The sequence below is a fragment of the Mesorhizobium sp. C416B genome (genome assembly GCF_030323165.1).
Lineage (GTDB): Bacteria > Pseudomonadota > Alphaproteobacteria > Rhizobiales > Rhizobiaceae > Mesorhizobium.
Window position 1 is genome coordinate 2,918,763 of the sequence record NZ_CP100471.1, and the last position, 12,662, is coordinate 2,931,424.

Annotated in this window: 13 protein-coding genes; 5 read left to right on the plus strand and 8 right to left on the minus strand. The window is 63.7% G+C overall.

Annotation, left to right across the window (positions count from 1 at the left end; all coding sequences use genetic code 11):
• Nucleotides 1–76: 76 nt before the first annotated feature.
• Together NLY43_RS14305 and NLY43_RS14310 are read right to left on the minus strand one after the other, a co-directional pair.
• Entirely contained in the window at nt 77–676 is a 600-nt protein-coding gene (locus NLY43_RS14305; RefSeq protein ID WP_023696660.1) for an SOS response-associated peptidase, read from the minus strand.
• Nucleotides 677–744: 68 nt separating this feature from the next.
• A complete protein-coding gene (locus NLY43_RS14310; protein ID WP_023711382.1) occupies nt 745–1,008 on the minus strand; it encodes a DUF982 domain-containing protein in 264 nt (87 codons plus the stop codon).
• 498 nt (nt 1,009–1,506) lie between these two features.
• On the opposite strand from NLY43_RS14310, the gene NLY43_RS14315 reads away from it, so the two are divergent.
• On the plus strand, nt 1,507–1,965 hold the full coding sequence (locus NLY43_RS14315) for a hypothetical protein (protein ID WP_023696662.1): 459 nt from the start codon (nt 1,507–1,509) through the stop codon (nt 1,963–1,965).
• Between the two features lie 91 nt (nt 1,966–2,056).
• Here NLY43_RS14315 and NLY43_RS14320 read toward each other — a convergent pair whose 3' ends face one another.
• Both NLY43_RS14320 and NLY43_RS14325 read right to left on the minus strand, forming a co-directional pair.
• The gene (locus tag NLY43_RS14320; RefSeq protein ID WP_023711383.1) at nt 2,057–2,266 is read right to left on the minus strand and encodes a DUF768 domain-containing protein; all 210 of its coding nucleotides are present in this window, start codon (nt 2,264–2,266) and stop codon (nt 2,057–2,059) included.
• 28 nt (nt 2,267–2,294) lie between these two features.
• The gene (locus tag NLY43_RS14325; protein ID WP_023669672.1) at nt 2,295–2,456 is read right to left on the minus strand and encodes a hypothetical protein; all 162 of its coding nucleotides are present in this window, start codon (nt 2,454–2,456) and stop codon (nt 2,295–2,297) included.
• A 148-nt stretch (nt 2,457–2,604) separates the two neighbouring features.
• Here NLY43_RS14325 and NLY43_RS14330 point away from each other — a divergent pair, with 148 nt between their 5' ends.
• Nucleotides 2,605–3,357, plus strand: coding sequence for a pseudouridine synthase (locus NLY43_RS14330; RefSeq protein ID WP_023711384.1), 753 nt, complete (start codon nt 2,605–2,607; stop codon nt 3,355–3,357).
• A gap of 22 nt (nt 3,358–3,379) precedes the next feature.
• Here the strand turns inward: NLY43_RS14330 and NLY43_RS14335 are convergent, their stop codons facing one another.
• Nucleotides 3,380–3,961: a histidine phosphatase family protein gene (locus tag NLY43_RS14335; RefSeq protein WP_023711385.1), complete on the minus strand. Its 582-nt coding sequence runs from the start codon at nt 3,959–3,961 to the stop codon at nt 3,380–3,382.
• A gap of 135 nt (nt 3,962–4,096) precedes the next feature.
• Nucleotides 4,097–5,431 carry a dicarboxylate/amino acid:cation symporter gene (locus NLY43_RS14340; RefSeq protein WP_023711386.1) on the minus strand — a complete coding sequence of 445 codons (1,335 nt, stop codon included), beginning with the start codon at nt 5,429–5,431 and terminating at the stop codon, nt 4,097–4,099.
• 232 nt (nt 5,432–5,663) lie between these two features.
• Between NLY43_RS14340 and NLY43_RS14345 the strand changes: the two genes are divergently transcribed.
• The 3 genes from NLY43_RS14345 (at nt 5,664) to NLY43_RS14355 (ending at nt 9,401) form a co-directional block, all read left to right on the plus strand.
• Nucleotides 5,664–7,523: a sensor histidine kinase gene (locus NLY43_RS14345; RefSeq protein ID WP_023711387.1), complete on the plus strand. Its 1,860-nt coding sequence runs from the start codon at nt 5,664–5,666 to the stop codon at nt 7,521–7,523.
• Nucleotides 7,520–8,869, plus strand: a complete 1,350-nt coding sequence (locus NLY43_RS14350; RefSeq protein WP_023711388.1) for a sigma-54-dependent transcriptional regulator — start codon at nt 7,520–7,522, stop codon at nt 8,867–8,869. Before NLY43_RS14345 ends, NLY43_RS14350 begins: the two co-directional genes overlap by 4 nt.
• Nucleotides 8,870–9,053: 184 nt before the next feature.
• Complete coding sequence (locus tag NLY43_RS14355) at nt 9,054–9,401, plus strand: hypothetical protein (RefSeq protein ID WP_032885862.1); 348 nt, start codon at nt 9,054–9,056, stop codon at nt 9,399–9,401.
• 17 nt (nt 9,402–9,418) lie between these two features.
• Here the strand turns inward: NLY43_RS14355 and ggt are convergent, their stop codons facing one another.
• Together ggt and rhaI are read right to left on the minus strand one after the other, a co-directional pair.
• The gene (gene ggt, locus NLY43_RS14360) at nt 9,419–11,158 is read right to left on the minus strand and encodes a gamma-glutamyltransferase (RefSeq protein ID WP_023711389.1); all 1,740 of its coding nucleotides are present in this window, start codon (nt 11,156–11,158) and stop codon (nt 9,419–9,421) included.
• 138 nt (nt 11,159–11,296) lie between these two features.
• Nucleotides 11,297–12,589: an L-rhamnose catabolism isomerase gene (gene rhaI, locus NLY43_RS14365; protein ID WP_023669664.1), complete on the minus strand. Its 1,293-nt coding sequence runs from the start codon at nt 12,587–12,589 to the stop codon at nt 11,297–11,299.
• Nucleotides 12,590–12,662 lie beyond the last annotated feature (73 nt).

A 12,662-nucleotide genomic window follows, 5' to 3' on the forward strand; every position in this document is an offset into this window, starting at 1 on the left:
CTTGACTTCCTGGCGCCGCACCGACGGATTCCTGATTTCGGCCTGCCGGCTGTGCCGGCAAGCCTGCGCAACCGAGTTATGAACTTTCGGGGCGCACGGTCTCCACGCGCAGCGAGCCGGCTGGAAGCGGCTGCAGCAGTCCGGCTTCCGGCTTCGTCAGACTGAGCCAAGCCGCCCAATCGCCGGGCCGAAGCACCACGACCTGCCGACTGTGATAGGGCGCAATATCCGGTCCAGGCTCGGTTGTCAGCATGGTGAAGGTTGGCGGCTTGTTGCCGCTAGCTTCACGCCAAAGCCCTGCGATGGCCATGAACGGCGAGCCGTTGAGCGTGAAGCGATGCTTTGCCTTCGGATACTTCGTGCCCGTGAACTCGAAGAAGGCGGATGCCGGAACGAGGCAGCGTTTGCTGCCGGCGAATTGCCTGCCTTCGGAGCGGAAGTTGAACACTGGTCCGCCTTTCGGTCCGGCCGGTGGAAATCCGAACGTCATCGGCGTCAGTTCGACAGCGCCGGCGTCGCCGGCGGCGCGCATGATCGGGGCCGGATCATTGATGTGGATGTCATCAACCTGCGGCAGGTCAAGTTCCGTCTGGTGGGTCGGGATCTCGAGTGCCAGCGACTCCAGCATCCGGCAATACTCAGCCCAGAGAATATGCTGCTCATAGTCGTTGCACATGGAAGGCTCCCGACCGGTCTGCCAGTTTACGTTACGCAAACAAAGAGGCGATGGAAAGCCGTGGCCGTTCAACCCTCGCGGTCGCGCTCGACCAGTATATCGGCCTCGATCGCCGCATTGACGAAGGCAGCGCGGGCATAGTGCGCCTCTTTCAGGCCTTCGAGAACGCCGAGGCAGGCCTTGCGGGCGGCGACGTGATAGCGGCCCGTCTTCGCGGGCCAGCGGTTCATCAGGATGTCGGCGGCCTGCGCCACGCGCCCCACCTTGTAGATCGTGTTTCCGGACCTGCCGAGCGCCACGCGAACCGGCTCATCGACATGCTGGTCTTGCATGCTTCCCCTCCCGAACGCGATCGCGAGTCAATTCGGCATGCACTGAAATGGTTCCAGAAACGAAAGAAGCCCGCCGGCCTGAGCCAGCGGGCTTTCTGTTGATCAGCAAGTCTCGCGCTCAGTGGAGCTCTATATCAAGTCTCGTCAGTGGATGGCGGAACGTCAATGGTTCCGCCGCCACCTGACGTAGGCGAAGCAACATGCGCCGCAAGTTTGCCCTTCCGGTGCAGGACCGGCTTTTCGTATACTTTTTTTCATTGAAATATGCCCCAAGGCCCAAACGCCCGGCGCAACCCGCGCCTCCATCAGCCCAATGTCAACCAAATACGAAAACCGGCGCAACGCGAATGACAGGCTTGCCGCGATAGGAGATGGCGGCGTCCAACATTTGCCGCCCAATGAAATCACTTTGCGCGCATCGGCCAAATGGCGGATTTGATTTGCTTGGTGATCCCGTCTGCCTAGGGCAAACTGCCTGCCGGGGCTGCAGGAGGAGAAATGCGAGCACGCGCAGCTACGATCGGCGATCTCGAAAGTGTCTTCCGCGATCTGTCCACGCGGATGTCGGACGAGTATGTGGCCGCCGGCAAGGACAGCAAGGTCGCCTACGACAATCTGATGATGAATTTGAAGGAAGGCCGGGCGCACGCGCTGGTCGACGGCGACAAGACGGTGGCGATCGTCGCCTGGCACGAAAACAGCGACGCCGCCGACACGCTGTTTGCCGCGCAGGAGGGTTTCTTCAGCGCCGCGACGGTCCGCTTCTGCAGGCGCCACATCCGCCACATTCAGGCGCTGGCCGGCAACCTGCCCATCCACTCGCGCAGCTGGCTGCAGCGGGCCGACGTCGGCAAATGGTTCCGTGTCATCGGTTATGTCGAACGCGGCCGGGAGAACGGCGCCACTGTGTTCGAATTGCCGCCGGCACGGGGAGCGTCAGCTGCGCGGGCTGCCTAGCGCTGGGCACCCTCGGATGCCATCACCGAAAAGCCCACCGCCAGGATGGCGATGGGCCGATATTCGCCTGCGATGGGCTCATATCGGGGGCTCAGATATCGGGCTGATCGAGTGCCTCGAAAATCACCCGTTCCAACGAACCGAACTCCTCTTCGATCTCGCTGACCTCAAGGCCTAAATGCCGAGCATCCAGGGCAGCTCGCGTGGTTAGGGTTCGAGCCGTTGCCTTGTCGGCAGGCAGTTCGCCCGGCAGGTGCTCGTGGATCCAGCCCTGCAGGAAATCAACGCCGCGCTCGCTCATCGATTTATCCCTTCCGTTATCTGGGGGATCATTCCCCCAGAATGACCCCAGAAGCGACGATCTGAGCCGTCAGGCTGGTGAGCCTGCCTCGCTTCACGAGCGTCGGCTTTTGGTAGATTTTCTTCATGGCGGTGCCTTTCGCGACAAATCGCTCGTCGGCAACAACGTCCGTCGCGGGGCAGCGTTCCATGGCGGGCTGTTGAGCCCGACCCCCTGACACATCGTATTTGAGAACAGCCCCGCTCCCGCGACCCGTGATGTTGGTGCCGCGGCAGGTTGCGAAGCCAATGCGGGGCGTGGCATTTGTCGATGCCGATCATTGGGATGGCAAGCAGGACATGGCACGGCCACCAGACATCGCCCAACACCAGGCCCCGAGCGCAGGCGTCAGCCTGAACCGGGCGCTTTCCAAACTCGGCCTGTGTTCGCGCAAGCAGGCCGAGCTGCTGATCGCCGAAGGGCGCGTGCAGGTTGGCGGCAAGGTGGTGCGCGATCCGTCGCTGCGTGTCGATCTCGGCCGCGACCGCATCGCTGTCGACGGCGAGCAGATCGTCGGCGAGGCAAAAGTCTACCTGATGATCAATAAGCCGCGCGGACAGGTCACCACGCGCGATGACCCGCAGGATCGTGGCACCGTCTATGACTGCCTGGTGGAACTGGAGTTGCCTTTCGTGTCGCCGGTCGGCCGCCTCGACAAGGCCAGCGAAGGCCTGTTGCTGATGACCAACGACACGCGCTGGGCCAACCGCGTGCTCGATCCGGCCTCGCATGTCGCCAAGACCTATCATGTCCAGATCGGCACCGCGCCCGACGAAGCGATGCTGGCGCGCTTTCGCGACGGAGCGATCGTCGACGGCGAACTGCTGACCGCAAGTTCGATCGAACTGCTGCGCAGCGGCGGCCGCACTGCCTGGCTGGAAATCGTGCTCGACGAGGGCCGCAACCGCCAGATCCGCCGCCTGCTCCGGGCATTCGACATCGAGGTGCTGAGGCTGGTTCGGGTGGCGATCGGCGGTTTGCAGCTCGGCGAGCTCGCCAAGGGCAAGGCGCGGCATCTGACATCGGAGGAATTGGCGGTGCTCGCGCGTTAAGAGGCAGGCTTGCTGAGAAACACTACTTCTGGTTCCACCTGCGTATCACCGGCTCGCTCAGATCGTGCTCATAGCCGAGGATGCTGAGGCTCGCGGTATCAAGCACGAAGTGCGCACCGCCTTCGGGTGGCAGACCGAGCCAGCGCGCGGCCAGCACGCGCAGGAAATGCGAGCTTGAAAACACCAGCACATTGCCCTCGATTGCCCGCAGCCCGGCGATGATCCTGTCGGCCCTGGCGCCGACATCCGCTACCGACTCGCCGTCGGGACAGCCGTCACGGAACAATTGCCAGCCGGGGCGCTGCACAAGAATCTCCTTGGTCTTAACGCCCTCATAGGCGCCATAGTCCCATTCCTGCAGGTCGTCCTTCTTGACGGCAGCAGCGCCGAAGCCGGCAAGCGTGCAGGTGCTGAAGGCTCGCTGCGACGGGCTCGACCACACCGCCTGGAAGGACAGATCCTTGAGCCGGTCCGCCACGCCGCGAGCTGCCGCCTCGCCCTTTGCCGTCAACGGTATGTCGGTGCGGCCGGTGTGTTTTCCCGAAGCGCTCCACTCCGTCTCGCCGTGACGGACGAGGTAGATTTCGGGGTACGGATTGCTCATGCGCCGGCCTTTCGGTTTTACGTCCGCACCCTACCCGGGAGGGCCCGGCCAGCGCCAGCCACGTGCAGGCGGAAAAGGAAAGGCCGCAACCGAATCGGCTGCGGCCTTGTGCTCAAACGTCAGTGCCCGGAGCGGTCAAGCGGGCTGCAGATCGCCCGACAGCGCCAGGTCGGCTTCCTCGGACAATGTGCCGGCCATGGCGGCGGCGAACTTGGTCTGGTCGAGTTCGCCTTCCCAGCGCGCCACAACGATCGTCGCCACTGCATTGCCGACGAAGTTGGTCAGCGCCCGGCATTCCGACATGAAGCGGTCGACCCCTAGGATCAGCGCCATGCCGGCAACGGGTACCGTAGGCACGACAGAGAGCGTGGCGGCCAGCGTGATAAAGCCGGCGCCGGTGATGCCGGCGGCACCCTTGGAGCTCAGCATGGCAACCAGCAGCAGCAGAATCTGGTCGCCATAGGTGAGCGGCGTATCGGTCGCCTGGGCGATGAACAGCGCCGCCAGCGTCATGTAGATGTTGGTGCCGTCGAGGTTGAAGGAATAGCCGGTCGGGATGACCAGGCCGACCACCGAGCGGTTGCAGCCGGCGCGCTCCATCTTGGCCATCAGGCCGGGAAGAGCGGCTTCCGAGGACGAGGTGCCGAGCACCAGCAGCAGCTCTTCCTTGATGTAGCGGATCAAGGCGAGGATCGAGAAGCCGTTGTACCAAGCGACAGCGCCGAGCACGACCAGCACGAAGAGCAGCGACGTCAGGTAGAAGGTGCCGATCAGAAAGGCGAGGTTGGCAATCGCGCCGATGCCGTATTTGCCGACGGTGAAGGCCATGGCGCCGAAGGCGCCGATGGGGGCGGCCTTCATCAGGATGGCGACCAGGCGGAAGATAGGCGAGGTCAGCGCCTGCAGGAAACCGACGACCGGGCGGCCGCGCTCGCCGACCAGAGCGAGAGAGATGCCGAACAGCACCGAGAAGAACAGCACCTGCAGGATGTCGCCTTGCGCGAAGGCGCCGGTGATGGTGTCGGGGATGATGTTGAGCAGGAAGCCGACGATGGTCGTGTCATGCGCCTTCTCGGTGAAGGTGGCGACCTTCGAGGGGTCGAGCGTCGCCGCATTGATGTGCATGCCGGCGCCCGGTTGGACGACGTTGGAGACGACCATGCCGACGACCAGCGCCAGGGTCGAAAAGACCAGGAAATAGATCATCGCCTTGCCGGCGACGCGGCCAACCTTTTTCAGGTCGGAGACGCCGGCAATGCCTGTGGTCACCGTCAGGAAGATGACCGGCGCGATCACCATTTTGACCAGCTTGATGAAGGCATCGCCGAGCGGCTTCAGCGAAGCACCGAGTTCGGGATAGAAATGACCGAGCAGCACGCCGGCGGCGATCGCCGTCAGGACCTGCACGTAGAGATGACGGTAAAAGGGTAGCTTGCCGCGCGGTTCGGCGGCAGCGAATGCTGGCTGCATGACGTCCTCCATGGCGCCCCGATCGAAAGCTCGACCTCCCGGGGCAAGTTGTTTCCGCAGCCTCGCGACTGCTGTACTGGTCACTGCAACTGCCGTGCCAGACTGAGCGGCATTACCGTATCCATTGATTTTGTTGGAGATCTTTGTCGACCGAGCTGGTGCGCCGCAACCGCAAGTGCGGACATCCGCATGACTGAATTGTGCTTTGTGCGAAATCATGCACAAATAGGGAATGCTGCAACGCCCTGCCGCGGTCCTGTCGCCGACGCCCGAGCAACTCGGCAAACGCGCGCGTCGCGCCTGGCTGCTGTTTGCGGCGATCGCGCTGGTGATCGTTGCCACGGCGCTCACCGGCGCCGGCCTCTACGCGCGCCGCGCCGAGGTCGCGGCACTGGCGGCGCAAGGCCGCACCGATGCCAATCTGAAGGTTGCGTTGCTGCGCGCCGTGCTGGAAAGCCCGCGGGCGCTGCCGCTGCTCTTGTCCGAGGACCAGCAGGTGCATGACGCCCTGCAGAACAAGGGCGCTGTCACGATCGACGTGCTCAACCGCAAGCTCGAAGGGCTGGTCTCCGGCACCAAGGCTTCGGTGCTTTACGTCACCGGCGTCGACGGGTTTGCGATCGCCTCCAGCAACTGGCGCGAAACAACCAGCTTCGTCGGCAACGACTATGGTTTCCGCGCCTATTTCTCCGGCGCCATGCAATCGGGAACGGCCGAATATTTTGCGCTGGGCAACATCAGCAAGCGCCCGGGCCTCTATATTTCGCGTCGCGTCGGCAATGCGGCGGCACCGCTCGGCGTCGTCGTCGTCAAGATGGAATTCGACCAGCTTGAAGCCGACTGGCATGAGGCCAACCGGCCGGCCTATGTCAGCGACGACCACGGCGTCGTGCTGATCACCAGCGTGCCGTCCTGGCGCTTCATGACCACCGCGCCGCTGACCGGCCCGGTGGCTGCCGCCATCCGGAGCAGCCAGCAATTCGGCAACGCGCCGCTGATCCCCTTGCCGATCACACGCCCCGAGGCATTGAGCCCTGACGTGTCGATGGTGCATGCGATAACACCGGGCGGCAGCGATGCCGAATATCTCAGGCTTTCGACACTGGTCCAATCGACGCCATGGCGGCTCGATTATCTCGTGCCGGTCGAAGCGCCGATCGCGGCTGCGGTGCGTGAGATGCGGCTGCTGGCGCTGGGCGTCGTGGTGCCGTTGCTGGCGCTGGCCGGCTACCTCCTGTGGCGCCGTCAGTCGGCGCAGATGCGCATCGCCGCCGAACAGGCAGCGCGCATCGAGCTCGAGCGCCGCGTCGTCGAGCGTACGCATGACCTCAGCCTGGCTCGCGACCGGCTGCAGGCCGAGATCACCGATCACCGCAGCACCGAAGCCAAGCTGCAGGTCATGCAGCAGGAACTGGTGCAGGCCAACCGTCTTGCTACCCTCGGCCAGGTTGCCGCCGGGGTCGCGCATGAGATCAACCAGCCGGTGGCAACGATCCGCGCCTATGCCGACAATGCGCGTGTGTTCCTGGAGCGCAAGCAGACCGCCTCGGCCGAGGAGAACCTTGGCGCGATTGCCGCGCTGACCGAGCGCATCGGCGGCATCACTGAAGAGTTGAAGGTCTTTGCCCGCAAGGGGCGCACGGCAGCCGAACCGGTCGAACTGCGCGGCGTCATCGAGGGCGCCGTGGTGCTGCTCAGAAGCCGCTTTGCCGGCCGGCTGGACGCGCTCGATATCACGCTGCCGCCGGTAACGCTCAAGGTGATGGGCAACCGGCTGCGGCTCGAACAGGTGCTGATCAACCTGTTCCAGAATGCGCTGGAAGCGCTGGACGGTCGCGACGGCGCCAGGGTGCAGGTGTCGGCCCATGAGACGGCCGACGGCGTGGCGCTTGCCGTCGCCGACAATGGGCCGGGCATTTCGCCTGCCATCCTCAAGTCATTGTTCACGCCGTTCAACACCTCGAAGGAAAAAGGCCTCGGGCTCGGCCTCGTCATCTCGCAGGACATCGTTGCCGATTATGGCGGACGCATCGAGGTGGCGAGCGACCAGGCCGGCACGCGCTTTACCATTCACCTCGCCAGGGCAGCATGATGGACACCGCACCGGTCGTATTGATCGACGACGACAGCGAATTGCTGAGGGCCACGCGGCAGACGCTGGAACTCGCTGGTTTTTCCGTCTCGGCCTTTGCGGTGGCGAACGAGGCGCTGGCCGGGCTCGACGCCAATTTTCCCGGCGTGGTGGTGTCCGACATCCGCATGCCCGGCATTGACGGCCTGCAGCTCTTCGACCGCGTCTTGCAGCTCGATGCCGACATTCCGGTAATCCTGGTCACCGGGCATGGCGACATCGCGGTTGCGGTCAAGGCGATCAAGGATGGCGCCTACGACTTCATCACCAAGCCTTTCGCCGCCGACCGGCTGGCGCAAAGTGTGGCACGGGCGGCGGAAAAGCGCCGGCTGGTGATGGAGAACCGCGCCTTGCGCGAAAGCGCCGAACAGGCGCAGGACGGCCTGCCGCTGATCGGGCAGACGCCGGCGATGGAACGATTGCGCCGGACGCTGCGGCAAATCGCCGATACCGATGTCGACGTTCTGGTGACCGGCGAGACCGGCTCCGGCAAGGAGGTGGTGGCGAGCCTGCTGCATCGCTGGAGCCGCCGCGCCAGGGGCAATTTCGTGGCGCTGAATTGCGGCACGCTGCCGGACACGGTCATCGAAAGCGAGCTGTTCGGCCATGAGGCCGGCGCGTTCACCGGCGCACAGAAGAAGCGCATCGGCCGGATCGAGCATTCGAGCGGCGGCACGCTGTTCCTCGACGAGATCGAGAGCATGCCGGCCTCGACCCAGGTGCAGATGCTGCGGGTGCTGGAAATGCGCGAGGTGACGCCGCTCGGCACCAATGAAATCCGGCCGGTCGACCTGCGCGTCGTCGCCGCCGCCAAGGTCGATCTCGGCGATGCCAGCCGGCGCGGCGCCTTCCGCGAGGATCTCTACTACCGGCTTAATGTGGTGACGATCTCGATCCCGCCGCTGCGCGAACGCCGCGACGACGTCGCCCTGCTCTTCTTCTACTTCGCAGAGCGTGCAGCCGCCCGCTTCCGCCGGCAAATGCCAGCCGTGCCTGCCTCAGTGCATCGCCATCTGAGCCAGCACGACTGGCCGGGCAATGTGCGTGAACTCGCGCATTTCGCCGAGCGTTTCGTGCTTGGACTGGAGGAAGCGGCGCAAGCGCCACCTTCCGCATCGGCGGAGCCGGATGACGCCAGTTCATTGCCGGAACGGCTGGAACGCTATGAGGCCGATGTCATCCGCGAGGCACTTGGCCGCAATTACGGCGATGTCCGGCGCACGATTGAAGCGCTCGGCATTCCGCGCAAGACCTTCTACGACAAGCTGCAGCGGCACGGCATCGTGCGCAGCGATTTTTCCAGGTAATTCATTTTCCAGGTATTCAGGCGTGTGGACCCGAAAGCAGGGTAGATTTTGTGAACCGGCGCAAAAAAACCGTGGCAAGTCGGCATCAGAAAGTGTTGAAGACCGCATCGGCGGCCTTCGGCACGGCGCGATCCGGTTGCGCTCGGCAGATGTTGATGATTTGTTGCCGGTCAGCGGAGAATGAATGATGCGAGAACCTGTCGGTCAAGATGAATATGGATCGACCAACCCGTTCGATCCGGACGATCTGACGAATTTGAACGCGATCGGCCCGGCCATGGGCGGCGGCAACGACTTCGAGAAATACGCCGTTGCCGTGATCATCGTCTTCGGCGCGCTGATCATTGGCGGGCTGATGGCCGCTTCCATGACCTTTGGTCACCGGAACGGCTTCCTGTTTGCGCTTGGCGGCGCAACCGCGGCCTGGATATCGGGCAATGCGCTGCTCCTCGACCGTCCCCGCATCTACGCGGCGTTCGTTGTGATCGCGGCGCTGATGCTCGTCGGGTCGACGCTTACGCTCGTCCTCTGATCAATCTCTTGTTTTGATCAGTAGCCAATCGCCTCGCCGGATGCGGCGCGGCTGTCGATGGCGCCGTTGTAACGGGCGCCGCCGCCCTTCTCGATTTCCGCCAGGCTCTTGCCGCCGACAAGAATGCCGGCCGCCTGCCCCCAGGTAGAATCCGCGAGATCGAGGTGGTAGCCCATGCCGGCCAGCAGTTTTTCAGTGTCGGGCGACAGGCCGAAGGGTTCGACATAGATCGTGTCGGGCAGCCATTGATGGTGGATGCGCGATGCGTCGATCGCCTCCTGGATGTTCATGCCGTGGTCGATGACGTTGACGATGGCTTCCAGCGTGATGGTGATGATGCGCGAGCCGCCGGGGCTGCCGATAACCATGAACGGCTTGCCGTCCTTGGCGACGATAGTCGGGCTCATCGATGACAGCGGGGTCTTCTTCGGCTGGATGGCATTGGCCTCTCCCTGCACGAGACCGTAGAGGTTGGGCACGCCAGGCTTCTGGGTGAAATCATCCATCTCGTTGTTGAGCAGGATGCCGGTGCCGTCCGCGACCACGCCGGCGCCGAACGAGCCGTTCAGCGTATAAGTGACCGCGACCGCATTGCCGTCATCGTCGATGATCGAATAGTGCGTCGTTTCCTTCGACTCGCCGAAGCCCTTCGGCATCAAATCCTGCGAGACGCCGGCGCGGAACGGGTCGATCTTGTCGCGGATCTCCTTGGCGTAACCCTTGTCGAGCAGTTTCGAGACCGGATTGTCGACGAAATCTGGATCGCCGAGCGCCGAGTTGCGGTCCACATAGGCGTAACGCATCGCCTCGACCATGACATGCACCGTCTCGGCCGAGCCGGCGCCGAGATAGGACAGCGGGTAGCCCTCCAGCACGTTGAGGATTTCGCAGATGATGACGCCGCCGGAGCTTGGCGGCGGCGAGGACGTGATCTCATAGCCCCGATAGGTGCAGCTCACCGGTTGCAGCTCGCGTACCTTATATTGCTCGAAGTCTGAGTTGGCCAGAATGCCGCCCTTGGCGCCGCTCGCCTTGACGATGGCGTCGGCGATGGCGCCTTTGTAGAAGGCGTCGGCGCCTTTTTCGGAGATGGCGGCGAGCGAGGCTGCAAGATCGGGCTGGAGGAGACGCTCGCCGGCGCCATAGGGTTTGCCGTCCGGCTTCAGGAAGATGGCGGCGGCGGCAGGGTCCTTCGCCAGCCGTGCGGCATTGCTCGCGAATGAAGCAGCGTCGCCCTGGTCGAGGATGAAGCCATCCTTGGCATAGGCAATTGCCGGCGCCATCAAATCCTGGCGTGGCAGCGTGCCATATTTTTCACGAGCCATCTCGAACCCTGCCACGGAACCCGGTACGCCGACCGCAAGGTAGCCATCAAGGCTGGCGCCCTTCACCGGATTGCCGTCCTTGTCGAGATACATGGTCTTGGTTGCCGCCAGCGGCGCGCGCTCGCGGAAATCGAGGAAGGTCGATTTGCCGTCCTTGAAGCGGATGGTCATGAACCCGCCACCGCCGATATTGCCGGCATTAGGGTAGACGACGGCGAGCGCATAGCCGACGGCGACCGCCGCATCGACGGCATTGCCGCCCTTCTTCAGCACCTCGACGCCGGCTTCCGACGCCAGATGCTGGGCGGTGACGACCATGCCGTGCTCGCCCTTCGCCGGTTGTGGCGAGGCGGCATGGAGCGCGCCGGATGGCGCGAGCGCAATTGCGAGCGAAAGGGTGACGCCAATCAGCGTCCGGCGGGTCAAGGGCATGGCGGTGCTCCAAGTGCGGTGCCTAGAAGAGCTACATGGAGCGGCCGAGTCCATCATCAATATGAGCGAACACATATTGATGTTCGCCTGCCGGCAGAGGCAAGCTGATCTCCCCCCTGTGGTGGAGATTAGCCAATCTCAAACAATCCCGCCTGAACCGCCCACAACCGCCGGCCGTTCCGCCGCGACCTTCGCCCGGTAGCCCGCCGCGCGATATGCGGCGACTGGATCGATGGCGCCGCCTGTGTTCAGCCGCGCCATGGCAAGGATCGGCTCAACATCGGTGCGGTAGGCAGCTTTCAGCGTCTGCGTCGCCATCAGCGCATCATTGCCGTCTTGGAAACCCTCGAGCGCCTTGCGGTCGACCAGCAGCGCCTGCGCATAGGCGCGCTGCACCTCGACCGCCGACAGCATCAGGCTTTCGATCGGATCGGTGACGTTGTGGCTCTGGTCGAGCATGTGGGCGGGATCGAAACCCTCGGCGCCGGACAGCTCGGCATCGACCAGTTCGTTGAAGACCAGGAACAGCCGATAGGGATCGATCGAGCCGGCATCGAGATCGTCGTCGCCATATTTGGAATCGTTGAAGTGGAAGCCGCCGAGTTTCTTGAACTGGATCAGCCGCGACACGATCATCTCGATGTTGACGTTGGGCGCATGGTGGCCGAGGTCGACCAGGCAGTAGGCCTTGTCGCCCAGCTCCTTGGATATGAGGTAGTTGGTGCCCCAGTCCTGCACGACCGTGGAGTAGAAAGCCGGCTCGTACATTTTGTGTTCGGTGAACAGTTTCCAGTCGGCGGGCAGTCCGGCATAGATCTCCTTCATCGCGTCGAGATAGCGCTCGAAGGCTTTGGCGAAATTGACCTGGCCGGGGAAATTCGAGCCGTCGCCGATCCACACTGTTAGCGCCCTGGACCCCAGCGTCTTGCCGATCTCGATGCATTCCAGATTGTGCTCGACCGCCTGGCGGCGCGTGCCGGCATCGGCATGCGACAGCGACCCGAACTTGTAGGACAGTTTTTGGTCCCTGGCATCCGAGAAGGTGTTGGAATTCATGGCGTCGAAGCCGAGGCCGAAGCGCGAGGCCGCCTGCTTCAGCCGGTTCGGATCGGCCTTGTCCCACGGTATATGCAGCGAGACGGTCGGCGTCGCCTGTGTCAGTTGGCTGATGACGGCGCAGTCCTCGATCTTGTCGAAAATGTCGCGCGGCTCGCCGGCGCCGGGAAAGCGGGCAAACCGCGTGCCGCCTGTTCCGACGCCCCAGGACGGAATGGCGACGGCGAATTTCTCGACCTTGTCGCGGATGGCATCGATGGCGATGCCGCGGCGGTCGAGGCGTTCGCCGAGCGACGCGTAGTCGCGCTCGAGGTCGGGTTTGCGCTGGGCGTTGTGGCTGGAGACGAGATCGGCGGCGATGATGGTTTCGGACAAGTGCTATTCCTCCCAATGCGTTCAGTCAGCGCTGCCCTTCATCCGGCCCTTCGGGCCACCTTCTCCCCGTATA

Excerpts from the sequence above, each read along its gene's own strand:
- NLY43_RS14335 (WP_023711385.1), bottom strand. The coding sequence starts at position 3,961 with ATGAGCAATCCGTACCCCGAAATCTACCTCGTCCGTCACGGCGAGACG.
- NLY43_RS14345 (WP_023711387.1), top strand. The coding sequence starts at position 5,664 with ATGCTGCAACGCCCTGCCGCGGTCCTGTCGCCGACGCCCGAGCAACTC.
- ggt (WP_023711389.1), bottom strand. The coding sequence starts at position 11,158 with ATGCCCTTGACCCGCCGGACGCTGATTGGCGTCACCCTTTCGCTCGCA.
- NLY43_RS14355 (WP_032885862.1), top strand. The coding sequence starts at position 9,054 with ATGATGCGAGAACCTGTCGGTCAAGATGAATATGGATCGACCAACCCG.
- NLY43_RS14325 (WP_023669672.1), bottom strand. The coding sequence starts at position 2,456 with ATGGAACGCTGCCCCGCGACGGACGTTGTTGCCGACGAGCGATTTGTC.
- NLY43_RS14350 (WP_023711388.1), top strand. The coding sequence starts at position 7,520 with ATGATGGACACCGCACCGGTCGTATTGATCGACGACGACAGCGAATTG.
- NLY43_RS14305 (WP_023696660.1), bottom strand. The coding sequence starts at position 676 with ATGTGCAACGACTATGAGCAGCATATTCTCTGGGCTGAGTATTGCCGG.
- NLY43_RS14315 (WP_023696662.1), top strand. The coding sequence starts at position 1,507 with ATGCGAGCACGCGCAGCTACGATCGGCGATCTCGAAAGTGTCTTCCGC.
- NLY43_RS14340 (WP_023711386.1), bottom strand. The coding sequence starts at position 5,431 with ATGCAGCCAGCATTCGCTGCCGCCGAACCGCGCGGCAAGCTACCCTTT.
- NLY43_RS14310 (WP_023711382.1), bottom strand. The coding sequence starts at position 1,008 with ATGCAAGACCAGCATGTCGATGAGCCGGTTCGCGTGGCGCTCGGCAGG.
- NLY43_RS14330 (WP_023711384.1), top strand. The coding sequence starts at position 2,605 with ATGGCACGGCCACCAGACATCGCCCAACACCAGGCCCCGAGCGCAGGC.
- NLY43_RS14320 (WP_023711383.1), bottom strand. The coding sequence starts at position 2,266 with ATGAGCGAGCGCGGCGTTGATTTCCTGCAGGGCTGGATCCACGAGCAC.